The organism is Novosphingobium meiothermophilum, assembly GCF_003171715.1.
Classification (GTDB): domain Bacteria; phylum Pseudomonadota; class Alphaproteobacteria; order Sphingomonadales; family Sphingomonadaceae; genus Novosphingobium; species Novosphingobium meiothermophilum.
In genome coordinates this window covers 61025-84355 of the sequence record NZ_QGHL01000007.1, presented here as the reverse complement: position 1 = coordinate 84355, position 23331 = coordinate 61025, and the positions used below count along the sequence as shown (strand labels likewise).

General features: G+C 63.5%; 24 protein-coding genes. 8 read left to right on the top strand and 16 right to left on the bottom strand.

Features of this window, described 5'->3' with window-relative positions:
• Window positions 1-7 precede the first annotated feature (7 nt).
• The gene (locus DKM43_RS04645) at window positions 8-850 is read right to left on the bottom strand and encodes an LD-carboxypeptidase (protein WP_109797327.1); all 843 of its coding nucleotides are present in this window, start codon (window positions 848-850) and stop codon (window positions 8-10) included.
• Window positions 851-939: 89 nt separating this feature from the next.
• Between DKM43_RS04645 and DKM43_RS04640 the strand changes: the two genes are divergently transcribed.
• Window positions 940-2379, top strand: coding sequence for a glutamate ligase domain-containing protein (locus DKM43_RS04640; protein WP_109797326.1), 1440 nt, complete (start codon window positions 940-942; stop codon window positions 2377-2379).
• A gap of 88 nt (window positions 2380-2467) precedes the next feature.
• Here the strand turns inward: DKM43_RS04640 and DKM43_RS04635 are convergent, their stop codons facing one another.
• Window positions 2468-3007, bottom strand: coding sequence for a GNAT family N-acetyltransferase (locus tag DKM43_RS04635; RefSeq protein ID WP_109797325.1), 540 nt, complete (start codon window positions 3005-3007; stop codon window positions 2468-2470).
• Between the two features lie 222 nt (window positions 3008-3229).
• On the opposite strand from DKM43_RS04635, the gene DKM43_RS04630 reads away from it, so the two are divergent.
• Complete coding sequence (locus DKM43_RS04630; RefSeq protein ID WP_109797324.1) at window positions 3230-3601, top strand: PilZ domain-containing protein; 372 nt, start codon at window positions 3230-3232, stop codon at window positions 3599-3601.
• 48 nt (window positions 3602-3649) lie between these two features.
• Here DKM43_RS04630 and DKM43_RS04625 read toward each other — a convergent pair whose 3' ends face one another.
• Window positions 3650-4603: a DUF808 domain-containing protein gene (locus tag DKM43_RS04625; RefSeq protein ID WP_109797323.1), complete on the bottom strand. Its 954-nt coding sequence runs from the start codon at window positions 4601-4603 to the stop codon at window positions 3650-3652.
• A gap of 167 nt (window positions 4604-4770) precedes the next feature.
• Between DKM43_RS04625 and DKM43_RS04620 the strand changes: the two genes are divergently transcribed.
• Window positions 4771-5928, top strand: a complete 1158-nt coding sequence (locus DKM43_RS04620; RefSeq protein WP_109797322.1) for an acyltransferase family protein — start codon at window positions 4771-4773, stop codon at window positions 5926-5928.
• A 26-nt stretch (window positions 5929-5954) separates the two neighbouring features.
• On the opposite strand, the gene DKM43_RS04615 is transcribed toward DKM43_RS04620, so the two are convergent.
• Window positions 5955-6734: an enoyl-CoA hydratase gene (locus DKM43_RS04615; protein WP_236632384.1), complete on the bottom strand. Its 780-nt coding sequence runs from the start codon at window positions 6732-6734 to the stop codon at window positions 5955-5957.
• 247 nt (window positions 6735-6981) lie between these two features.
• Between DKM43_RS04615 and rpsF the strand changes: the two genes are divergently transcribed.
• The 4 genes from rpsF (at window position 6982) to DKM43_RS04595 (ending at window position 9805) form a co-directional block, all read left to right on the top strand.
• Window positions 6982-7344: a 30S ribosomal protein S6 gene (gene rpsF / locus DKM43_RS04610; protein WP_109797321.1), complete on the top strand. Its 363-nt coding sequence runs from the start codon at window positions 6982-6984 to the stop codon at window positions 7342-7344.
• A gap of 3 nt (window positions 7345-7347) precedes the next feature.
• Window positions 7348-7572, top strand: coding sequence for a 30S ribosomal protein S18 (gene rpsR, locus DKM43_RS04605; RefSeq protein WP_011445073.1), 225 nt, complete (start codon window positions 7348-7350; stop codon window positions 7570-7572).
• Window positions 7573-7584: 12 nt separating this feature from the next.
• Window positions 7585-8181, top strand: coding sequence for a 50S ribosomal protein L9 (gene rplI / locus DKM43_RS04600; RefSeq protein ID WP_109797320.1), 597 nt, complete (start codon window positions 7585-7587; stop codon window positions 8179-8181).
• Between the two features lie 169 nt (window positions 8182-8350).
• The gene (locus DKM43_RS04595) at window positions 8351-9805 is read left to right on the top strand and encodes an AMP nucleosidase (protein ID WP_109797319.1); all 1455 of its coding nucleotides are present in this window, start codon (window positions 8351-8353) and stop codon (window positions 9803-9805) included.
• Between the two features lie 119 nt (window positions 9806-9924).
• Here the strand turns inward: DKM43_RS04595 and DKM43_RS04590 are convergent, their stop codons facing one another.
• The 12 genes from DKM43_RS04590 to ffh all read right to left on the bottom strand — a co-directional run bounded on the left by DKM43_RS04590 (window position 9925) and on the right by ffh (window position 21236).
• Window positions 9925-10485, bottom strand: a complete 561-nt coding sequence (locus tag DKM43_RS04590; RefSeq protein WP_236632383.1) for a YbjN domain-containing protein — start codon at window positions 10483-10485, stop codon at window positions 9925-9927.
• A gap of 197 nt (window positions 10486-10682) precedes the next feature.
• The gene (locus DKM43_RS04585; RefSeq protein WP_109797979.1) at window positions 10683-12494 is read right to left on the bottom strand and encodes a M2 family metallopeptidase; all 1812 of its coding nucleotides are present in this window, start codon (window positions 12492-12494) and stop codon (window positions 10683-10685) included.
• Between the two features lie 89 nt (window positions 12495-12583).
• On the bottom strand, window positions 12584-13360 hold the full coding sequence (locus tag DKM43_RS04580; protein ID WP_109797318.1) for an alpha/beta fold hydrolase: 777 nt from the start codon (window positions 13358-13360) through the stop codon (window positions 12584-12586).
• A gap of 7 nt (window positions 13361-13367) precedes the next feature.
• Window positions 13368-14393: an aspartate-semialdehyde dehydrogenase gene (locus tag DKM43_RS04575; protein ID WP_109797978.1), complete on the bottom strand. Its 1026-nt coding sequence runs from the start codon at window positions 14391-14393 to the stop codon at window positions 13368-13370.
• Between the two features lie 192 nt (window positions 14394-14585).
• Window positions 14586-16841, bottom strand: a complete 2256-nt coding sequence (locus DKM43_RS04570; protein WP_109797317.1) for a S9 family peptidase — start codon at window positions 16839-16841, stop codon at window positions 14586-14588.
• 164 nt (window positions 16842-17005) lie between these two features.
• Window positions 17006-17374, bottom strand: a complete 369-nt coding sequence (rplS, locus tag DKM43_RS04565; protein WP_109797316.1) for a 50S ribosomal protein L19 — start codon at window positions 17372-17374, stop codon at window positions 17006-17008.
• Between the two features lie 2 nt (window positions 17375-17376).
• Window positions 17377-18117, bottom strand: coding sequence for a tRNA (guanosine(37)-N1)-methyltransferase TrmD (trmD, locus tag DKM43_RS04560; protein ID WP_109797315.1), 741 nt, complete (start codon window positions 18115-18117; stop codon window positions 17377-17379).
• A 6-nt stretch (window positions 18118-18123) separates the two neighbouring features.
• Entirely contained in the window at window positions 18124-18501 is a 378-nt protein-coding gene (locus DKM43_RS04555; protein WP_109797314.1) for a type II toxin-antitoxin system VapC family toxin, read from the bottom strand.
• Window positions 18498-18767 carry an AbrB/MazE/SpoVT family DNA-binding domain-containing protein gene (locus DKM43_RS04550; RefSeq protein ID WP_109797313.1) on the bottom strand — a complete coding sequence of 90 codons (270 nt, stop codon included), beginning with the start codon at window positions 18765-18767 and terminating at the stop codon, window positions 18498-18500. The genes DKM43_RS04555 and DKM43_RS04550 overlap by 4 nt, the downstream gene beginning before the upstream one ends.
• 30 nt (window positions 18768-18797) lie before the next feature.
• Complete coding sequence (rimM, locus tag DKM43_RS04545) at window positions 18798-19283, bottom strand: ribosome maturation factor RimM (RefSeq protein ID WP_201739781.1); 486 nt, start codon at window positions 19281-19283, stop codon at window positions 18798-18800.
• A gap of 2 nt (window positions 19284-19285) precedes the next feature.
• Window positions 19286-19702 carry a 30S ribosomal protein S16 gene (gene rpsP, locus DKM43_RS04540; RefSeq protein WP_109797311.1) on the bottom strand — a complete coding sequence of 139 codons (417 nt, stop codon included), beginning with the start codon at window positions 19700-19702 and terminating at the stop codon, window positions 19286-19288.
• 46 nt (window positions 19703-19748) lie between these two features.
• Entirely contained in the window at window positions 19749-21236 is a 1488-nt protein-coding gene (ffh, locus tag DKM43_RS04535) for a signal recognition particle protein (protein WP_109797310.1), read from the bottom strand.
• Between the two features lie 410 nt (window positions 21237-21646).
• Here ffh and DKM43_RS04530 point away from each other — a divergent pair, with 410 nt between their 5' ends.
• A complete protein-coding gene (locus DKM43_RS04530; RefSeq protein WP_236632382.1) occupies window positions 21647-23266 on the top strand; it encodes a putative bifunctional diguanylate cyclase/phosphodiesterase in 1620 nt (539 codons plus the stop codon).
• Window positions 23267-23331: the final 65 nt, after the last annotated feature.

Sequence of the window (23331 nt, the reverse complement as noted above, 5' to 3'; positions counted from 1 at the left end):
CGCCCCCCTATTGCGCCCCCGCCGCCGAGGCAAGGCCGAAGGGCACGATCCTGTTGGCAGCATCATGGCCGATATCGGCCGGTCCCAGAAAGGCAATGCCCGTGCGCGCGCACCAGTGCCGGGCCATGGCCTCGACCGTGCAGCCGAAAGGGTGGTCGTTTTCGGGCACGTCGCTCACCCGGCCAAGACGCAGGCCCGCAATGCTCATCGGCGCAAGTGCGTGGGTGACATGAAACAGCAGCCGGTCGACCGCGTAATCATATTCGGCCACTTCCTCGACCATCACCACATGGCCCGAAAGATCGGGCATGAAGGGCGTGCCGCAGAGCATGGCAAGGGTCATGAGATTGAAGGCAACCGCTGGCCTGCCATCGCCCCTGAGCGACGGCTCCAGCCCATCGGTCATGCCAGAGAGCCAGCCGAGTGTGCGGCGCACCGCCGCATCACCTCCGGCGCGGCGGATGTCGGTGGGCATTGGGGCATGAACCTGCCTGCCGATGCGCGCGCGGTAGAGCGCGGCCAGCAGCGTGCCGCCATCGGAATAGCCGAGATAGACCTTGTCGTAAGCCGCCGGAGAGAGCAGCGCCAGCGCATCCTGTGCAATCCGGTTGGCCCCATAGCCGCCGCGCACGAACCACACCGCATCAAAAGCGGGATCATTGGCGCACTCCACGAAGGCGGCCAGGCGCACTGCATCGCTCCCGGCAAAATGGCCCTCGCTGGCAAAGCACTGATCGTGAAAGGCAAGCCGGAGCCGGGGAAACTCTGCCGCAGCGAGCCCCGCAACGCGGGCCGCATCATCGCGCGTGAACGGCGTTGACGGGGCGCAGATGGCAATGTTCCGGCTCATGCAGGCAACCCTAGCCGCTTTCCCGTATCGGGTGAAAGCAGCAATCGGGTGGTTGTCACCAGCGGCGCGGGCGCATACCGCTGAATGCCATGACAGACGAAGCACTTGCCGAAGCACTTGCCACCCCGACCGATCTTGCGGCGAAGGACTGGTTCTTCTGCGGCATCGGCGGATCGGGAATGCTGCCGCTGGCGCTGATCCTGCACGGAATGGGTGCGCGCGTGGCCGGATCGGACCGCAGCCGCGATCAGGGCCGCACGCCGGAAAAGTTTGGCTGGCTGGAAAGCATGGGATTCCGGCTCTTTGCGCAGGACGGTTCGGGCATTGTCTCTGCCGATCAGGTGCTCGTCGCCTCGGCAGCGGTGGAGGACACGGTTCCCGAAGTGGTGCGCGCGAAGGCGCTGGGCTGCAAGCGTTTGAGCCGGGCGGAACTGCTTGCCCGGCTGTTCAATGCGGCACCGCAGGGCATTGCCGTGGGCGGCACCAGCGGCAAATCGACCGTCACCGGCATGATCGGCTGGATCATGACCGCCACCGGACGCGACCCCACGATCATGAACGGCGCGGTGATGAAGAACTTCGTCGCCCCTGATGCACCCTTTGCCTCGGCGCGGGTCGGCAGGGGCGGGTCTTTCGTTTCCGAGGTGGACGAAAGCGACGGGTCCATCGCGCTCTATCGGCCCGCTATTGCCGTGCTCAACAATGTGAGCCTCGATCACAAGAGCCTTGAGGAACTGCGCAAGCTGTTTGGTAATTTCCTTGCCAGTGCGCAGGTCGGCGTGGTCAATGCCGATGACCCGGAAAGCATGGCGCTGATCGGCCATGCACGGCAGGCGATCACCTTTGGCTTCGCAGCCGAAGCGACGATTGGCGTGGTGGCAGGCTCCGTCCGCGAAACGCCAACCGCGATTGCCGCCCGCGTGATCGACCGGCGCGACGGCACGCTCCATGACCTTGCCTTGCAGGTTCCGGGCCGGCACAATCTGGCCAATGCCCTTGCCGCGCTTGCAGCGGCAACCGCTGCCGGATTGCCGATGGACGAGGCCACACTACGGCTTGGTGGCTTCACCGGGCTTGCCCGCCGCTTCGACATTGTCGGCACCTCGGCTTCGGGCATCACCGTGATCGATGATTTCGGCCATAACCCCGAAAAGGTGGCGGCAACGCTTGCCACGCTCAAGGCGCATCCCGGCCGCGTGATCGCCTTTTTCCAGCCGCATGGCTATGGCCCCTTGCGCCAGATGGGCGAGGAACTGGCCAAAGTGTTCGCCTCGCGGATGGAAGCGGAGGACGTGACGATCCTGTGCGATCCGGTCTATTTCGGCGGCACGGTCGATCGTTCGGTCGGCTCGGAACGGATCGTGGCGATGATCCGCGCCCATGGGGCAAATGCCGAACATGTGCCGCTGCGCGCGGACTGCGCCGGGCGCATCGCCGCAATCGCCCGGCCGGGAGACCGCGTGGTGGTGATGGGCGCGCGCGATGATACCCTGTCGCAGTTTGCAAGCGATCTGCTGGCCCGGCTGTGAAACATGAGGCCGGACCGCGCGGGCGCGCTATCCGGCCTCCCCCCGTGCTGATTCGCTCCGGCCCTTCCCCCGGAGCGCGACCCGAGGGCTAGCGGAACCGTTTTTCCAGCATCACGAGGTGCGGATCGCCTTCGATCCCATGAGGCGTGAAGCCCTTTTCGCGTTCGAGTTCGATGGCGGCATGGTTTTCGCGGTCCTCGATCGAGATCACGCGCGCAAGGCCGCGCCTGCGTGCTTCTTCGGCCAGAAGATCAAGCATGGCCCAGCCCACGCCGCGACCGCGCCAGTCCCGCCGGATCGAGACGGCAATCTCGCCCGTGTCCATCGCCGCATCGCAGGCCAGCATGGCCGATGCGACAAGCGATCCGTCAGCGTGCGCAAAGGCAAGGAAGCTCTCGGTGCGCCAATGATCCACATGGGTCATCGCCGCAAGCTGATCGTGCCCGACATGCCTGCTGGCGGCAAGAAAGCGGAAACGGCGATCCTCGTCGCTCACCCGGTCGAAGAAGGCTTCAAGCACAGGCTCGTCTTCGGCATAGGCCGAGCGCACATCAAGCACGGCGCCATCGCGCGTGACAAGCTGGCGGACGGGAGCAAGTTCAGCCAGCGTGGCGGCGGTATCGGACATTCTGGGGTCTCCTTGCGGGCCGAATGGCCCGATGTCCCGGCTTCTAGACCGTGCTGACGGTCGGGCCTTGATCCAGCGCAAGCCGGGGCACGCCAGCACTTGCAATCATGGCGCATGCGCTTGCAGGAAACGCGAAGTTTACCTGAGGCTCCGCACATTCCCGCTCTGAAACGCATGAAATCCCGACCGTCCTTGCACACGTTGGTTAACGCAAGTGGAGGAATGACCATGTGGCTGGATGCCGAGAACCCCGATTTCGACGCGAAACGCCGCGCGCCGCGCGTCGGCATCGAACTGCCGGTGCGCTGCAAGCGTGGGGCCGAGCGTTCGACGGTGATCCTCAAGGATCTCAACCCCTATGGCGCGCGCATCGAAGGGCTGGAGAAGCTGCGGATCGACGAGCCGCTTTATCTCCTGCTGCCGGGCCTGCAACCCAAGCTGGCCTTCGTGGTCTGGAGCCGCGAGAGGGTGAGCGGGCTTGAGTTCGAACGCCGCCTGCACGACGATGTGTTCGAAAGACTGGTGAGCGAGTTTGCGATCAGGCACTACCGCGAGGCGAGCACAGCCCGGCTTCCGGTGCGCCACGCCGCGTAAGGCAGCGCCTGCCCCGGTCATTGCCCGACTGCGGTGAAACCGGGATCGTCAATGGCCGCCGCGTGCTGCCGCGACAAGGTGGACGATCACGGCAACAATCCCGCCAAGGATCAGGCCCACCACGGCAGAAATCGCCGCATAGGTGATCCAGCCGAGCACACCGACAAGAGGGCCGCCAAGCGGGCTGGCGGCATGTTCGACCATGTGCTGCACGCCATGTGCAAATGCGGAAGGCGGGGCAAAGCCCAGCACTTCGCTGCCGTGAAGAATGATCTGCCCCCCCACCCAGAGCATGGCCACGGTGCCGACCGATGCCAGCAGAGTCATCAGAACCGGCATGGCGCGCAGCAGCAGCCTGCCCAGCGCCTGCCGTGCCGCCCCCTCCTTGCGGACAAGGTGGAGGCCGATGTCATCCATCTTCACGATCAGGCCGACCGCGCCATAGACCAGCACGGTTATCACGATGCCCACCAGCGCCAACGCCATCGCCTGCTGGAAGATCGTCCGCTCCGCAACTTCGGACAGCGCAATCGCCATGATCTCGGCCGAGAGGATGAAGTCGGTGCGCACGGCGCCCGATACACGCTGCTGTTCGAAGCTGGCAACATCCTCCGGACCGTCTTCCAGCGTTTCGCCATGCTTGGCGCCGCCCAGCTTTTCCATGACCTTTTCCGCGCCCTCGAAGCACAGGAACAAACCGCCCGCCATCAGCAGCGGGGTAATCGCCCAGGGCAGGAACGCGCTCAGCAGCAGGGCCACCGGCAGAAGAATCACCAGCTTGTTGATGAGGCTGCCACGGGCGATGCGGGCAATGACCGGCAATTCACGGTCAGGCGTGAAATCGGTGACATAGGAGGGCGTGACGGCGGCATCGTCGATCACCACGCCTGCGGCCTTGGTCCCGGCCTTGGCAGCGGCGGCGCCAACATCATCGAGCGAGGCCGCAGCCGCGCGGGCAATCACGGAAACGTCGTCGAGCAGGGCAATAAGGCCGGATGGCATGGCGCAGCGGTTCCTTCCTCGGCGGTGACGGACACTCACCTCTCACGCGCGGATGTGCGTGAAGCCGCGGTCTGGCACAAGCCCCCTTCCTCACCGCACCGCAGGCACAAACCCGCCTCGCGCAAGCTCTGCTTCTACTGGCGGCAAAAATGCTCTAGGGCGCAGCGATGAGCGCCGCCCCTGCCCGCCTGCACCACCTTGATCTGGCGCGTGCCGTGCTTTTGCTGCTGGGGCTGCCATTTCATGTTGCCACCAAGGCCATCTTCGAAACCGGACCGCCCGCGCTCGATTTCCAGCAATCGCTGCTGATCGGCGGCTGGAACTCGTTGACCCATGCTTTCCGCATGTTCGCGTTCTTCATGCTGGCGGGCTACTTTGCCGGGATGATCCGCGAGCGCAAGGGAACGCGGATCTGGCTGGGTGAGCGCCTGCGCCGCCTTGGCCTGCCCTTTCTGGCCGCGCTGCTGACGCTGGGCGCGTTGCAGTTCCGCTTGCAGGAAAGCCTGCTGCACAAGCCATCAGAGCGGTTTTTCGGGCTGCCGCTGGCGCTTGACCATTTCTGGTTCCTGCTGGTGCTGCTCGGCTATTGCGGGCTTTACGCGCTGATCCCGGCCCGATGGATCAGACCGGGAGAGCGGATGCGCCGCGCCATGCTGCTGGGCGGACCGCAAAGCCTGTGGTTGTTCGGCGCACTGGCGCTGTGGGGGCTGCTGCGCCATGCCGCAGAATGGGTGCCGCCCATACCCGATGCGCCTTCCGAAACGCTGCTGTGGCTGCATTTCCTGTTTCACGGCGCGGCCTTTTCGCTGGGCGTGCTTGCCTGGCATTCCGGGATCGGCACGCAACTCTTCAACCTGCCGGTGCGCTGGACCGTGGCGGCAATCGTAGTTCTGCTGGCAATCTACATGCCGCTCGATCCGATGTTCCGCCTGGCCCTTGGGCTGGACTTCTATCCCGGCCTTGCCGGGGCGCTGGTGCTGCGCACCATCCAGTTGCCGCTTGCCTATCTGATGACACTGGTGCTGTTCAGGGTGCTGGCGCGGCTGGTGCGCGGTCCCAGCCGCATAGTCTCGTTCTTCGTCGATGGCGCGCTGGCGATCTACCTGTTCCATCTTGTCTGGGTGATGGCACTGCTGCCCCGCGTGCGCGCAATGCCGATTGCCGCTGAACTGCAATGGCTGCTGGTGTCTTCGTCCGTGCTGGTTCTTGCCACGGCAAGCTACCTCGTCGCGCGGACCAACGGCCTGACGGCGCTGCTTTTCTGCGGGACGCAGGCCAAAACGGCCGGGATCGAACCTGCCCAGACCCCTCTGCCGCAGGTCTAGGCTCCAAACTCAACCAGGCCAGCATTTCAGGACTGCGTGCGGCCCCGCTCCATCACCGCGCGCCGACGCGCCTCGACCTCGGCGGCATCGACCGCGCCGTTCATCTGGCTGGAAACCCTTGCCTCAAGCGCCAGCGCTTCGGACAAGGCAAGGCCATAGCCATCATCGATCAGCCGCTTGTAGGCGGTCGCCATGCGCGGATCGATACCAGCCATGTCATTGGCGAGCGCAATTGCAGTCGGCAGCAGTGCATCAGCGGGAACCACCCGATTGACCAGCCCCCATGCCAGCGCCTGATCGGCGCCGATAAAGTTTCCGGTCAGCGAAAGCTCCTTGGCGCGCGCAATACCGATCATCCGCGACAGCTTCTGCGAAAGGCCCCAGCCCGGCATAATGCCGACGCGCGCATGGGTGTCGGCAAAGCGTGCGTTGTGCGAGGCGATCAGCACATCGCAGGCAAGAGCCAGTTCGAAACCACCCGTGATCGCCACACCGTTGATCGCCCCGATCACCGGCTTGCAGCACTGTTCGACCGCCCGAACCGGGTTGCGGGCCGCATCCTGCGCATTGGCAGCGCCCAGATGCGACGTATCAGCCCCCAGTTCCTTGAGGTCCAGCCCGGCAGTGAAGGCCCTGTCTCCCGCCCCGGTCAGCACCACGGCACGAACCCCGTCATCGGCATCCACGGCCAGCATGGCTTCGGCCAGCTGCGCGCGCAGGGCCGCCGAAAGGGCGTTCATCGCCTCAGGGCGATTGAGCCTGACCACGGCCACCGGGCCATGCCGTTCGATCTCTACAAGCATCATGATCCCTTTGGTTTCACCGAACGATTAAAACCCGGCTTAAACTGCGGCAACGGCCCCATGCAAGACGTGCCCTGCCGGTCCAGCGCGGCAAATCTGCTTGCTTTCCGCCGCGGAATCGCTAAGGGCCGCAGCTTCACCGCAGGGCTGGCTGCTGCCGCAACCGGGTGAAACACGAAGAAAGCCGGAGGGGCCCCGCAATCCCGCGGACAAGCCAGCGATCGGTTAGTTAGACAAGGAAGCACGAAGCATGCCGCTTTATGAGCATGTCTTTCTGGCGCGCCAGGATCTGAGCCAGGCTCAGGTCGATGCGCTCGCCGCCGCCGCCACCGAAATCGTCGAGAGCAACAACGGCAAGGTCACGAAGACCGAAACCTGGGGCCTCCGTTCGCTGGCCTACAAGATCCAGAAGAACCGCAAGGCGCACTTCGTGCTCCTGAACATCGAAGCTCCCGGCGCGACGATCGCCGAACTTGAGCGTCAGACCCAGATCAACGAAGACATCATCCGCTACATGACCGTGCGTGTCGACGAGCACGAAGCCGGTCCCTCGGTGATGATGCGCAAGAACGACCGCGAGCGCACCCGCCGTCGTGAACGCGAAGGGGAATAAGACATGGCTCGTCCGTTTTTCCGCCGCCGCAAGAGCTGCCCGTTTTCGGGCAAGAACGCGCCGAAGATCGACTACAAGGACGTGCGTCTGCTGCAGGGCTTCATGTCCGAACGCGGCAAGATCGTTCCCAGCCGCATCACGGCCGTTTCGGCCAAGAAGCAGCGTGAGCTGAGCCAGGCGATCAAGCGCGCCCGGCACATCGGCCTCCTGCCCTACATCGTCAAGTAAGGAGCGCCTGACATGCAGATCATCCTGCTCGAGCGCATCGAGAAGCTGGGCGGCATCGGCGACGAAGTGACCGTCAAGGACGGTTACGCGCGCAATTTCCTGCTGCCCAACAAGAAGGCGCTGCGCGCCAATGAAGCCAACCGCAAGGTCTTCGAAGCCAACCGTGCGCGCATCGAAGCCGAAAACGCTGCTCGCCGCGATGAAGCCAAGGCCGAAGCGGGCAACGTCGAAGGCAAGGAAGTCGTGCTGATCCGCGCTTCGTCGAACGCGGGCCAGCTTTACGGTTCGGTTTCGGTTCGTGACATCGCCGACGCTCTGGTTGAACAGGGCGCCAAGGTGACGAAGGCGATGATCGTGCTGGAACGCCCGATCAAGACCATTGGCGTCTATGACGTCAAGGTTTCGCTGCATCCGGAAGTTTCGGTCACGGTCAAGGTCAACGTTGCCCGATCGCCCGACGAAGCCGAACTCCAGTCGCAGGGCGTCAACGTGATCGACGCAATGTTCGACAACGACACCGGCGGCTTCACCGAAGCCTATGATCCGAATGCCGAACCGGGCGAAATCCCGGCTGAGCTGCTGGAAGGCGGCGAAGAAGCACAAGCCTGACGCTTTTCGGCCCTCCGGGTGCGCCCGGAATGCCGAAAACACGGTATCGGGGGCGCTCCTGCGGGGCGCCCCTTTACTTTGACGCATCGCGCACAAATGCCCCGTCCGGGATACGATTTCACGGCGCAGTGCCATTGCACTGAAGGATTGCCGCGCTAAATCGTTGCAGATGCAAGTAACTGACAATTCGCTGGCAACTGATGAGATCCTCGCCGAACTCGTCCGCCATTTCGATGCCGCCGTCGCCCTGCTGCGGGCCGATATCGCCGAATACGCCAATCACGGAACATTGCCGCCCCCGGAGCGAAGGGCCGACGGCAGCTATTGCTACCCCGAACTGCGCATCAGGCTGAACGATGATCCCCAGACCGAATCGCTAGGCCGGGCTTTCGGCAGGCTCACCCAGCGTGGCGATTATGCCTGCACCATCACCCGCCCCGGCCTGTTCGCGGACTATCTGACAGAGCAGATCGACCTGATCCGCACCGCCTACAACGTCGAGATCGAGGTCTGCCGGTCAACGCAGGAAATCCCCTTCCCCTACGTGCTCGACGGGGCCTACGGCGCGCAGATCGGCCGCGTCAGCCCGCAGGATCTGGCCAAGCATTTCCCGGCGACCGACCTTGCCCACATTGGCGACGAGATTGCCGATGGCGAATACAATATCGGCGACGGCCCGATGCCGCTTTCGCTCTTCGATGGCCTGCGCACCGACTTCAGCCTCGCCCGCCTGGCCCACTACACGGGCACGCAGATTGAGGACTTCCAGCGCTATATCCTGTTCACCAACTATCACCGCTATGTCGACGAGTTCGTGGACTGGGCAGCGCAACAGATCGACGGCGAGCGCTATGTCGCGCTTACGGGTGCGGGTGGCCTCGCCCTTGATGCGCGCATCGACAACGCGCGCGAACGGCTTTCCGACACGGCGTGGCGGCGCCACCAGATGCCCGCCTACCATCTCGTCGCGCCGGACCGTTCGGGCATCACGCTGGTCAACATCGGCGTCGGTCCGTCGAATGCAAAGACGATCTGCGACCATCTGGCCGTGCTGCGGCCGGAGGCGTGGCTGATGATCGGACACTGCGGCGGCCTGCGCCCCACGCAGAAGATCGGCGATTACGTGCTGGCCCATGCCTATCTGCGCGACGATCACGTGCTGGATCCCGTGCTGCCGCCCGAAATCCCCATTCCGGCCATCGCCGAAGTGCAGGTTGCCCTGCAAAGTGCGGCCGCGCTTGTTTCGGGCGAAGGCGGAACCGATCTCAAGAAGCGGATGCGCACGGGCACGATCGTGACGACCGACGATCGCAACTGGGAATTGCGCTACAGCCATTCCGCGCGGCGCCTTTCGCTTTCACGCGCAGTCGGCATCGACATGGAAAGTGCAACGATTGCCGCGCAGGGTTATCGCTTCCGCGTGCCCTACGGGACCTTGCTGTGCGTTTCGGACAAGCCGCTGCACGGGGAAATCAAGCTGCCGGGACAAGCCAACCGCTTCTACGAAGAGGCCATCGCCGCGCACCTTGCCATCGGCACGACCGCCTGCGAACTGCTGCGCCAGGAAGGTCCGCGCCTTCACAGCCGCAAGCTGCGCGCCTTCAACGAACCGCCGTTCCGCTGACAGCGGCAGCGCCGCAGCCGGCGATCATCCAAAAGAAAAGGCAATCCGAGGCAGCTAGCCCTGCCTGCGGATTGCCGAGGTTGCGTTCCCTTTGTCCGGGGTGGCCGGAACCGGGGCCGTTACTTGAAAACTTCGGTGCCCAGCGTGTCCATCGCGCTGCGGAACATATCGACCGAGTTCGAGAAGACCTCCAGATCGATACCCTTCCCTGTCACGAGATCCCATGTCATCATCACGCTCTGGTCCTTGCCGATCGAGACCGAGGCAAAGCGCGTGTTGCGGTTGAAACGCAGGGCATCTTCGGCGGTAAACTTCTTTTCGGGCGTGAAATTGGCAACGAACTGCAACGACTGGCAGCCGTCATGCGTCTTTGGGTTGCATTCGTAGAACAGCAGCGCGGCCTGCCAGCCGCCAATATCGGCATTGATCAGCGGATCGCCGCTCGCATCGCGGGCCAGTTCTGCCGTGTAACCCAGATTCTTCAGCGCTTCGGCAACGCCTTCCGGGCGGATTGCCGAGACCGTGGCCGCATTGGCCGCTGAAGGGACAAGAACACCTGCAGCCAGCGCTGCAAGCAGGCTCTTCACCATCATTGCATCCTCGATACCGACAAGGCTCTTTGCGGCCTGTTCGTTGATTGGGGCAAGCTGCCACCAATGGAGCAATCCGGCAAGAGGCACTGGACGGTGAACGCGAAAAGGGCGGGAGTGCATCGCATCACGCCCCGCCCCGTCGCGCTTTTTCGGCCTGCCGATTGGCGGCCCCTCAATCGCTTGTACCAGCGCGCTGAGATGCCGACGCATCACGCGCTGGAAATGCTCAAACGCCGCGCAGGCTTAACCAATGGCCGATGAGCCACGCTCATCGGACGTTGGTATTACCAGCCGCAGGCTTGCCCCTTGGTCTGGGTGGCCAGCCACTTGGTCAGCGGCGCGAAATAGCGGATCATGGCCTTGCCGCTCATCTCGCGCGTGCCGGTAAAGGCTTCCAGCGCATCGGGCCAGGGCTTGGACGCACCCATTTCCAGCATGGCGTTGAGCCTGGCGCCCACGTCCTTGTTGCCATAGAAGCTGCACCGGTGGAGTGGCCCTTTCCAGCCCGCCTGCCTGCATGCCGCCTCGTAGAACTGGAACTGGAGCACTCGCGCGAGGAAATAGCGCGTGTAGGGCACGTTCGCAGGCACGTGATACTTCGCCCCCGCATCGAAGGCATCGGCGGGGCGTTCGGCGGGTGGCACGATGCCCTGATACTTCAGGCGCATCGCGTCCCAGCCCTTCTGGTAATCGGCAGGCGCGATCTTGCCGTTGAACACATCCCAGCGATACCGGTCGATCAGCAGGCCAAAGGGCAGGAAGGCGATCTTGTCCATCGCCTGACGCAGCAGCAGCCCCGTATCCTTGGCGGCAGGGGGCACCTTGTCCCGGTCAAGCAGGCCGATCTGCACAAGATATTCCGGCGTGATCGAAAGTGCCACGAAATCGCCGATGGCCTCGTGGAACCCGTCGTTCGCGCCGCCCTGATAGAGCGCATCCTGCCTGTTGTAGGCACGCTGGTAGTAGTTGTGGCCAAGTTCGTGATGGATCGTCACGAAATCATCGCCGTTCACCTTGATGCACATCTTGATGCGCAGATCATCGACATTGTCGACATTCCACGCCGAGGCATGGCAGACGACATCCCGGTCGCGCGGCTTCACGAACTGCGAACGCTGCCAGAATGTCTGGGGCAGCGGCGAAAGGCCGAGCGAGGAATAGAACCCTTCGCCCGCCTTGACCATCCTGATCGGATCATAGCCCTTGGCGACAAGCAGCTCGCCCAGATCATAGCCGATATCGCCTGCACCGGCGGGCGCGACGACATCGTAGATGTTGCCCCATTCCTGCGCCCACATGTTGCCCAGCAGATCGGCGCGGATCGGGCCTGTCCTGGGCTGCACGCCGTCGCCATACTTTTCGTTCAGCTTCATGCGGGTGTAGCAGTGAAGCTGGTTGTAGAGCGGCTTGACCTCGTTCCAGATCTTCTCGGTCAGCGCGGCAAAGGCCTCCGGCTCCATATCATAGTTCGACCGCCACAGCGCCCCCATGTCGGAAAAGCCAAGCTCTTGCGCGCCGGCATTGCCGATGGCGATCATGCGCGCATAATCGGCCTTCATCGGCTTGCCGACATTGTCATGCCAAGAAAGCCACATTTCCTTCAGCTCATCGGGATTGCGATTGGTGCCCATCGCCTCCTCGATGTCGCTGCCGTTGATCGGCTGTCCGCGCAGTGTGCCCGTGCCCTTGCCGTAGATGCCTTCCAGCCCGGCCTGAAGCGCGGCGAACTCCTGCGTGGCGCCGGGTGCGGACGGTGCCGGCCCTGTGATCTGGGTGCGCATCATCACCAGCTTGCGCGCCACATCGGGCGCAAGGCCCGGCACGGCAGAATACTCAGCCGCCCGCTTGGCCTGCCCGACCTGAAGCGCGGTGAACTTGCCGTTGGCCGCCGCGACGAGCGCGGCACTGTCGTCGTTGATATAGGTCGCGTAGATCCAGTTGGCGCGCGAAGTGGCAACCGACTCGGTCAGGATATCGGCTTCGGCGCGCTTCACCCAGTCGGCCACGCCGGCTGCATCGACGGAGGCCGATTGCGCCAGAGCAGGCGCCGACACGAGCGCGACCGCCACAGCCGCGACGGAAACGAGCGATTTCATGAACATCTGTCTCCCTTAAGGATGCACCCTACCCGGCTTGCGGGATGGTGTCGCAATCCCTGTTCCGGTTACAGATGAAACCGCAAGGGTCAAGCCCGCGCGGTCAGGAACGTCACCAGCGCATCGCCAAGTTGCGGCATGGTCACACTGCTCATGTGGGTGCCGGGAATCATTTCGAGCCGCGCATCGGGCAGAGCCTCGGCAAGGCGCGGGGCAGAGCCGTTGTCGTTGTCCTGATCGCCGCAAAGCACCAGACAGGGCATGGTAATAGCCGCAAGGTCAGCCGGATCGGTATCGGCCATGCTGCCCAGCAGCAGCCGCGCGGCGACGCGGTCGGTTCCTGTGGACTTGAGAAACTGCTGCGCGAAATAGGCCGGATCGCCGCGTTCGATGGTGCCAAAGCGGTCGATCACATCGCGGAAGAAGTCTTGCCTGCGCGCCCAGCCCGCCAGCCCTTCAAGGCCCATTCCCGCCAGCACCAGCCGCCGCGGCCGCAGCCCTGCAATGACCGCGCGCGCCGCAGTGCGCGAACCGAGCGAGAAACCGACCAGATCGAAGTCTGTCGCGCCTTCCGCGCCCAGCCCAAGATAGGCAACGAGCGCTTCGAGATCGCGCGCGAGCACGTCGCGCGGATAGGCCGCCGGATCGTGCGGCGCCTCGCTCTGGCCGTGGACGCGCAGGTCCGGCATCAGGCATTCGAAACCTGCCGCTGCCAGCTTTGCGGCGGTTCCGAACTTGATCCAGTTGACATGGGCCGAAGAGAACAGCCCGTGCAGAAGCACCACCGGCTTGCCAGCCCCCATGCGGTGCAGCGCAAGGCGCGCGCCGCCGAAACCGGGGAAGTATTCCAGCGATGCTTCTGCCATGGCGGGATCAGCCCTTCTTGAGGTGACGACGGCCCAGCAGTTCGGCGATCTGCACCGCGTTGAGCGCCGCACCCTTGCGAAGGTTGTCCGAGACGCACCACAGGGCAAGGCCGTTGTCCACGGTCGAATCCTCGCGCACGCGCGACACGAATGTGGCGAAATCGCCCACGCATTCGACCGGGGTCACGTATCCGCCATTCTCGCGCTTGTCGACGAGCATGACGCCCGGTGCCTCGCGCAGGATGTTCTGCGCTTCTTCCGCCGAGATTTCCTTCTCGAACTCGATGTTCAGGGCCTCGGAATGGCCGATGAACACCGGCACGCGCACGCAAGTGGCCACGACCTTGACCTTGGGATCGAGGATCTTCTTGGTTTCGGCCACCATCTTCCACTCTTCCTTGGTGGAACCGTCATCAAGGAAGACATCGATGTGCGGGATCACGTTGAAGGCGATCTGCTTGGTGAACTTCTTCGGTTCGACCGGATCGCCGACAAAGATCGCGCGGCTCTGTTCGAACAGTTCGTCCATGCCTTCCTTGCCCGCGCCGGACACCGACTGGTAGGTGGCGACGACCACGCGCTTGATCGTGGCCGCATCGTGCAGGGGCTTCAGCGCCACCACCATCTGCGCGGTCGAGCAGTTGGGGTTGGCGATGATGTTCTTCTTCACATAGCCGTCGATCGCATCGGGGTTCACTTCGGGCACGATCAGCGGCACGTCCGGGTCCATCCGGTAGAGCGAGGAATTGTCGATCACCACGCAGCCTGCCGCCGCCGCCTTGGGCGCATAGATCTGGGTCGGGCCCGATCCCGCCGCGAAGAGAGCGATATCCCAGCCGGCAAAATCGAAGTGCTCGATGTTCCGGACCTTCAGTTTCCGGCCCGTCTCGCCGAAATCGATCTCGGTCCCCTGCGAGCGCGGCGAGGCGACGGCTGCGATTTCGTCGCAGGGAAACTCGCGCTCTGCCAGGATGTTGAGCATCTCGCGGCCCACATTGCCCGTCGCGCCGACCACTACAACCCGATAACCCATTTCCATTCCCTTCCTGCGGCCCGCCCCTCATCCGCGGACGGACCGTGCTCTAGCGGCTGGTTCCGACCAGCCAAGTGAAAAACGCTTGGGGTGCGCACACCCCCGCTTGCCTTGAAACCCTGCATCAATCCCACGCGATGGCATCAACCGGAACGCGCTTCGGGATGACGCCACCTGAAGCCACCACGCCCCCTATTTCCCACTCCCCGCGCCATTACGATCGAGGAAGCGGAAAATCGTCTCATACAAGTGCTGGCTGACCTTCGGCCCGCTGATGCGGTGCGTGTAGCCGGGATAGAGCATCATCTCGAAAGGCACCGCCTCGCCCTGCATCTTGGCGATGATCGCGCTGGCGTTCTCGAACACCACGTTGTCGTCGGCCATGCCATGAATGATGAGCAAAGGATCGCTGATGCGGCGCGTATCGGCGAGCGCATTGGCCTTTTCGTAAACCTCTGGCAGCTTGCCGGGATCACCAAGATAGCGTTCGGTATAAGTGGTGTCGTAGAGCTGCCACTTCGTTACCGGAGCAACCGCGATGCCCGCCGCATAGACGCCCGGATCGGCCTGAAGCATCTTGATCGTCATATACCCGCCATAGGACCAGCCGAACGTGCTGATCCGTTCCGGATCGACAAAGGGCTGCTGCTTGAGCCAGAGCGCCCCGGCGCGCTGATCCTCGACCTCGACCGAACCCATCGCATGATGGATCGCCGAGGCGAACTTCACGCCCCGGTTTTCCGAACCGCGGTTGTCGATCGCGAAGTAGATGTAGCCCTTGTCAACGATGGCCTGTGCCAAGGCGCCCTGAAACCCCTTCGTCACAACCTGCGCGGTCGGCCCGCCATAGTGGTAGGTGAAGACGGGATAACGGCGTCCCGGCTCCAGCGGCGGGGTTATCATCATGTAGTGCAGCGGCGTGCCATCGGCGGCCGGTATCGTGCCGAACTGCGCAGGGCGGTGGCTGGCCAGATAGGGGGCATAGGGGTGCGCCCCCTCCACCCGGTTTTCCTCTATCCATGCCAAGCGTTTGCCGTTGCTGTCTGCGATGTAGGACTGCGGGGGCTGCGCATCGGACGAGCGCGTGACCATGAGCGTCTTTCCGCTCCTGTCCATGCTGGCAGCGTTGACCCAGCCCGGTTCGGTCAGGCGCGTGATCCTGCCCGGCATGGCAAGATCGAGCGCATAGACCTGCGGGGCAAGCACATCATCCTTCGTGCCGGTGAAGAACACCCGGCCCGCCTTCTCATCCACTCCGACAAGCCCAGTGACCACCCAGTCTCCCTTGGTGAGCTGGGTCCACCGGCCCTTTCTGAGGCGGTAGAGATGCCCGAAGCCATCGCGCTGCGACCACCAGACAAGACTGCCATCCGCAAGGAAGCGATAGCTGTCGGAAAGGTCGATCCAGTGTCGCGGCGCTGCCTTCTCCGTGAACAGGACGCTGGACTTGACGGTTGCGGGATCGACCTTGAGCATGTCGAGCACGGTCTGCTCGCGGTTCATGCGCTGGACGTAAAGCGCCTTGCCATCAGGCGCCCAGTCCACACGGGCAAGGTAGATGTCCTTGTTGGCGCCCAGATCAACCTCGACCCGGTTCGAACCATCAGGCCCCATGATCCACAGCGAGACTTCGGCGTTGGGTGTGCCCGCCGCCGGATAGCGCTGCTGGTAGGTGCGCGTGTCGTCGGCACCGATGGCGGTGCGCGTGACAACACCCACCATGCTTTCGTCAAACCGTTCCACCGCGATACGGGTTTCATCGGGCGACCACCAGAATCCGCTGAAGCGGCTCATTTCCTCCTGCGCGACGAACTCGGCCTCGCCCCAGTGGACATCCGCATTCGGCTCTTCCGGCGTGATAGGCCGGGCGCTTCCCGTCACCGGCCCTGCCCACAATCGCCGATCGCGCACATAGGCGATGTTGCTTCCCTTCGGCCCCAGCTTCGGCGTCAGTTCGCCGCCTACGGTGCCTTCCACCTTGCGCACCGATCCATCGAGGCCGGCAAGGAACAAATCGCCATCAACCGGCACCAGCACCGACTTTCCATCGGCGGCCCACTCATACGAGACGATGCCCTTGAGATCGCCAATGCGCTGGCGCTCGCGCTGCATCTTTTCAGCTTCGGAAAGCGTGCGGCCCGATGACAGACTGAGCGAATCCACCAGCATCTTCCATTGCGAAGTCTGCCGGTCAAAGCCCCACAGATCATAGCGCTCGCGATCATCGGCGCGGTTGCGCAGCAAGGTGAGATAGCGGCCATCGGGCGAAAGCTTCACCGCGCGCGGGGCCGGGCCATTGAGGCTGGGGCTGGCAAACACACGCTCGAAAGTCAGGCCGGGGGCTTCGGCGGGCGCGGCAGTGGTCATGGATTGTCCCTGTTGGGCAAGCGCTGGCGAAGCGGCAAAAGCGGACAACGCGCAGGCGGCGAGCAGGCGGAAATGATGCATTGGGTAAGGGTATCCTCAGGCCCGGAACATCGCCGGGAGCATGTTTGCGATGCGCTTAGGTGGCCCGAAATAGTTGCTCTTGAAAGCAAAAAAGGCGCCCCGGCTGTTGAGCCGGGGCGCCTTTCCAACACGTCAGCCGTGTTGCGGCGATCAGCCCCCTGGGCTCAGGCCTTGGTGACCTTGCGCTCTGCAATGCGTGCCGATTTGCCGGTGCGGCCACGAAGATAGTAGAGCTTCGCACGACGCACGACACCACGGCGCACCACGGTAATCGAATCGATGTTGGGCGAATAGAGCGGGAACACGCGCTCCACGCCTTCGCCGAACGAAATCTTGCGAACGGTGAAGTTCGAGCCAAGGCCACGGTTCGAACGCGCGATGCAGACGCCTTCGTAGGCCTGAACGCGGGTGCGATCACCTTCGACCACGCGCACGCCAACGCGCACGGTATCGCCTGCGCGGAAGTCCGGAATCTCCTTCTTCGCCTTGTATTCGGCGATGGCTTCAGCCTCGATCTGCTGAATCAGGTTCATTTTCAATCATCCTGCACTTCACGCTGCGCGCCAGAGGCAGACTGGACCCGAACGCCGATGTGGCGCTCCCAAAGGTCCGGCCTGCGTAACCGTGTATCGATCTCGGACTGTGACTTGCGCCACGCCGCGATCTTTCCATGATCCCCCGATCGCAGCACTTCAGGGATCACTCGCCCTTCCCACTCCGCAGGTCGGGTATAGTGCGGGTATTCAAGGAGGCCGTTCTCGAACGACTCCTCTTGCCCGCTAGAAGCCGCGCCCATTACGCCGGGAAGCAGCCGAATGCAAGCGTCGAGCAGCATGAGCGCAGCACATTCCCCGCCCGACAGCACGATGTCTCCGACCGAGACTTCCTCGACCTCACGCCCGGCGAAAATCCGCTCGTCGAACCCTTCGAACCGGCCGCACAGAACGATCACCCCCGGCCCCGCCGCAAGCTCGCGCACACGCGCCTGCGTCAGCGGCTTGCCGCGCGGCGTCATGGCGATCACCGGGCAGCCGGGATGGCGTGCGCGTGCATGATCGATGGCCTTGGCAAGCACGTCCACCCGCAAGACCATCCCCGCCCCGCCGCCTGCCGGCGTGTCGTCAACGGTCTTGTGCCGGTCGATGGCGAAATCGCGGATCTGCACCGCATCCATCGCCCACGTCCCCTCGCGCAACGCGCGCCCCGCGAGGCTGACGCCGAGCGGACCGGGAAACATCTCAGGATAGAGGGTGAGGACTGTGGCGGCGAAGGTCATGGCAAATCACACCGTCCAGTTCTCGACCAACAACCCCGGCACATCGGCAAAATCCGCCTCGTTGTTCGTGACCACGATTGCACCAATGCTCAAAGCATGGGCCGCAAGCAGCCGATCAAATCTCGCGCGCCTGAATGGCAGCTTGGCATACTCCCGCGCGGCAGCTTCATCGAAGGCCAGCAGAGGAATCGCCTCAAGGAAAGCTTCCAGAACCTCCGGCGCTGGTGGCTTGCCAGTGTATGTGCCGTAAGCAACTTCTGCATAGCTGACCGCAGAAATCGCCATCGAGCCTGCATCGCAATCGGAAATGCGTGCCTTCAGGAGTTCGTGCCCCTGATCCATCGCATAGACGGCGCAGTTCGCATCAATCAGGTATCTGATCACAACGAACCAGCCGCCTTGCGAGCAGCAATCACGCTGGGCCTTTCCTCGAAATCTTCGCGCGGCGCCAACCGGATGCCGGGCGCCTTGCCGGCGAACCCGCTGATATCGATCTTTCGCTTGGCTTCTGGCTTGGCGCGAAGCACCAGATTGCCGTCCACCCATTCAACGGACCATTCCCGATCCGGCTCGATTCCCAATGCCGCAGGCACCCGAATTGCCACGGAGTTCCCCGACTTGAAGCTCTTGGCGGTGTATTCCTTGCCCATCACGGCCTCCGTATATACGCCATGTATATACTACGCGACCCAACCGGCCTCAATCACAATCCGCTCGTCGTTCCATTCGGGCACCGCCTCCGGCTTGATCGGCACCATGAACGTCTTGCCGTTGGCCTTGCGGATCTCGATCAGGTCGCCCGCGCCGAAGTTCTCGACCGCCACACATTCGCCCAAGGCTTCGCCCTCGGTTGAAACAGCGGGCAAGCCGATGAGATCGGCGTGGTAATACTCACCTTCCGCCAGAGGCGGCATTTCCGAACGGCGCACAGTCAGCGCCGTGCCACGCAGCCTTTCGGCAGCCGTGCGATCGGGCACTTCGGCGAAGCGGGCAATCGCACCACCCTTGCCGTCGTCCCTCAGCTTCACCACGGTAAGCGCAGAATCGTTGAAGGCGCGGTAGCGCTTCAGCGCTGCCACGCCTTCACCGAACAGCTTCAAGCGGACCTCGCCCGCCACCCCGTGCGCGCCGATGATGGCGGCAAGCGTGACGGGCCGGTCTGCCAAGATCAGGCCTCGGCCTGCTCTTCGGCAGCAGGTGCTTCCTCGGCGGGCGCCGCAGCCGCGGCAGCGGCAGCTTCGGCGGCTTCACGGGCCTTCTCGGCCTTTTCCTCGGCGCGCTCCTTGGCCTTGGCGCCCGGTTCACCCTTCTTCGGGTTCACGGTCGGAGCGCGTTCCTTTATGCCGGCCTTGTCGAGCATGCGGGCGACGCGGTCAGTCGGCTGAGCGCCCACACCGAGCCAGTAGCGCACGCGGTCTTCGACCAGACGCACGCGGTTTTCATCGTCCTTGGCCAGCAGCGGATTGTAGGTGCCGACCTGCTCCAGATACTTGCCGTCGCGCGGGGCGCGGCTGTTGGCAACGACGATCTTGTAATAGGGGCGCTTCTTCGAACCGCCACGCGAAAGACGAAGGGAAACAGACATTTGAACTACCTTTCAGACAAACCGGAAAAAACGGAACAACGCAAAATCACTTCTTTCTGAGCAGGTCGCCCAGATTGGCGGGCAGGCCGCCCGAACCCAGACCGGGCAGGCCGCCCCCCCCCGCAGCACCGCCCAGACCGCCAAGGCCGCCCGGCCCCATCTGCTGGTCCAGCCCCGGCATGGCAGCGCCAAGACCACCCTTGCCGAAGAGTGCGGCCAGCCCCTTGAGGCCGCCCATCTTCTTGATCTGCTTCATGGCCTTGGCCATTTCCTGATGCATCTTCAGAAGCTTGTTCACATCCTGCACCTGCGTGCCGGAACCCTTGGCAATGCGGATCTTGCGCTTGGCGTTGAGCAGTTCGGGCCGCTCGCGCTCCTTGGGCGTCATCGAACCGATGATCGCATCCATGCGCAGCAGCACCTTGTCGTCCATGCCCGATTGGGCCATCGCGGCCTTGGCTTTCTTCATGCCCGGCATCATGCCCGCCAGCATGCCAAGCCCGCCCATGTTCTGCATCTGCCGCAACTGGGTGCGCAGATCGTTCATGTCGAACTGACCCTTGGACATGCGCTGGGCAAGCCGTTCGGCGTCTTCGGCCTGGATCGTTGCGGCCGCCTTCTCGACGATCGAGACGATATCGCCCATGCCAAGAATACGGCCCGCAACCCGTTCGGGATGGAAAGGCTCGATCGCGTCCAGCTTTTCGCCGGTGCCTGCAAACTTGATCGGCTTGCCGGTAACGGCGCGCATGGAAAGCGCCGCACCACCGCGCGCATCGCCGTCCATGCGGGTGAGGATAACACCCGTCAGATCGACCTCGCCCGAAAACGACCGGGCAACGTTGACCGCATCCTGACCGGTCAGCGAATCGACGACGAGCAGCGTTTCCTTGGGCGCCGAGACAGCGGCAACCGCCTTCATCTCGTCCATCAGGGCCTGATCGACGTGGAGACGGCCCGCCGTATCGAGCAGCAGCACGTCCACGGCCTGAAGCCTCGCCGCATTCATGGCGCGCGTGGCGATATCCACCGGCTGCTGGCCGGGAATGATCGGCAGCGTGGCAACGCCCGCCTGCTCGCCCAGCACCTTGAGCTGCTCCTGCGCCGCCGGACGGTTGACGTCCAGCGAGGCCATGAGGACTTTCTTGCCCTGCTTTTCCTTGAGCAGCTTGCCGATCTTGGCAGTGCTGGTGGTCTTGCCCGACCCTTGCAGGCCGACCATCATGATGACTACGGGCGGCGTTGCGGCAAGATCAAGTTCGGCAGTGCCGCCACCCAGCATCTCGACCAGGGCATCGTTGACGATCTTGACGACCTGCTGACCCGGCGTAACCGACTTCAGGACCGACTGGCCCACGGCCTGCTCGGACACCTGATCGATGAAGCGGCGAACGACGGGCAAGGCGACATCGGCCTCAAGCAGCGCAATGCGCACTTCGCGCATGGCGGCAAGGACATCTTCCTCGCGCAGCGCGCCGCGGCCGCGCAGGCGATCGAAGACGCCTCCAAGCCGGTCTGACAGACTATCGAACACGCGCAATTCCCATCGTCATGCCCGCGATCGAACGCCAATTTCGCATAACGCGAAAAACGCCGGTGGGCGAAACCTCGCCGACCAGCGTGTGGCATCCTGAACAGGGGCCGTTGTCGAATCTGCAACGGGCACAGCACCGCCGCAAGGCGCGCCCTTACGCGCCGGGACGCGCCAAATCAAGCACGATGATGGTGGCAACGTTCGCAACAACCCCCCGCACCAGGGGTGCACAGACAATCTTAACCAAAACTTCAGGACGAACCCTTAGGCTCCGAAGCTCTTGAAAGGACGCCACCGGCCACATGGCCGGGCCAAACGAAAGCAGGGGTATGGCGATAGCGCCAGATCGAGAAAAATCGGTTGCAGATGCCGAGGTGATTGCAACTGGCAGCGCTGCTGCCACCACGGCCATGACCCGCAGGCCGGACAATGACGTGATCGGCCTTGGCATCATCGTTGCGGCGGTCCTCATGTTCGTTGCCAACGGCTCGGTCGTCGTCGGAGACTTTCTGCGCGCGATCCTTTCGGGCGATGCACCACACGAACCGATGCTGGGCATCGCACTTATCCTCAACATTGCGCTGCTGCTGTTCGGCTGGCGCCGCTATGTCGATCTCACCCGCGAAGTGGGGCAGCGCCGCAAGGCCGAGGAGACCGCGCACCGGCTTGCCCATACCGATCCGCTGACCGGCTGCCTCAACCGGCGAAGCGTCGGCAAGGCGCTGGAAGACATCATCCGCGCCGCGCGCATCACCGGCCACGAATTGGTGGTGATGATGATGGACATCGACAATTTCAAGCGCGCCAACGACACCCACGGGCATCAGGCAGGCGATGCGGTCCTCACGCAGACGGTGGAGCGCGTGGCCGCGCTCCTGCCCGAACGTTCGCTCATGGCCCGGCTTGGCGGCGACGAGTTCGCCTTTGCCGCGATCTACGATCCCGACCATGCCGAGGCGATCGAGCGCCTCATGGCCCGGATCACCGCAGCGATCAGCCGCCCTGTGATGATCGACGGCCTTTCCCTTGATGTCACCGCATCGATCGGCCTTGCCACCTCGGCCGACAAGGCCGATGCAGACCCGGCAGAACTTTCCGCAGCATTGCTGCACCGCGCCGATCTAGCGATGTATCAGGCCAAGAAGAGCGGGCGGAACCGCTACAGCTGGTTCGAGGACGTGATGGAAAGCGAACTGCGCTTTCGCAGCGAACTGGAGCGCGGCATCCGCGAAGGCATTCCGCGCGGCGAGTTCGTGCCCTACTACGAAAAGCAGGTCGATCTCGACACGGGCGAGCTGACCGGCTTCGAGATGCTGGCACGCTGGAAAAGCCCGCGTCACGGGATCGTCTCGCCGGACATTTTCATTCCCATTGCCGAAGAAATCGGTCTGATCTCCGAGCTGTCCGAAAGCCTGATCCGACAGGCTCTGCGCGATGCCCGCGAATGGGATCCGCGCCTGACGCTGTCGGTCAATATCTCGCCGCTGCAACTGCGCGATCCGTGGTTTGCGCAGAAGCTGCTCAAACTGCTGGTCGAGGCCAATTTCCCACCCAACCGGCTGGACATCGAAATTACCGAGACCTGCCTGCACGAAAGCATCGGCGTGGTCCGCACGCTCATCACCAGTCTCAAGAACCAGGGCATCCGCATCAGCCTGGATGATTTCGGCACAGGCTATTCCAGCCTTGCGCAGCTTCGCACCCTGCCCTTCGACCAGATCAAGATCGACCGCTTCTTCGTTTCAACGCTGGGCACGAACAAGGACAGCGCGACGATCATCGAGGCGATCTCCTCGCTGGGCAAGGGGCTGAACATGCCGATGACGGCAGAAGGAATCGAATCGCCCGAAGTGCTGGACGAACTGCGCAAGTTCGGTTCGTTCAAGGGTCAGGGCTTCCTTTACGGACAGCCCGTGGATGCACAGGAGGTGCGCGCCATGCTGGCAGAACGCGCCCTTTTGCAGGGCAGCGATGACCCGGCCGCCGATACGCAGGCGCAGACCGATACCCCCCGCACGGCCCTTGGCTGAAAAGACCGCAGACGGAAATCACGGTTCGCGGCAGCGCAACTGATTGCCTTGCGCCGCGCCAATCC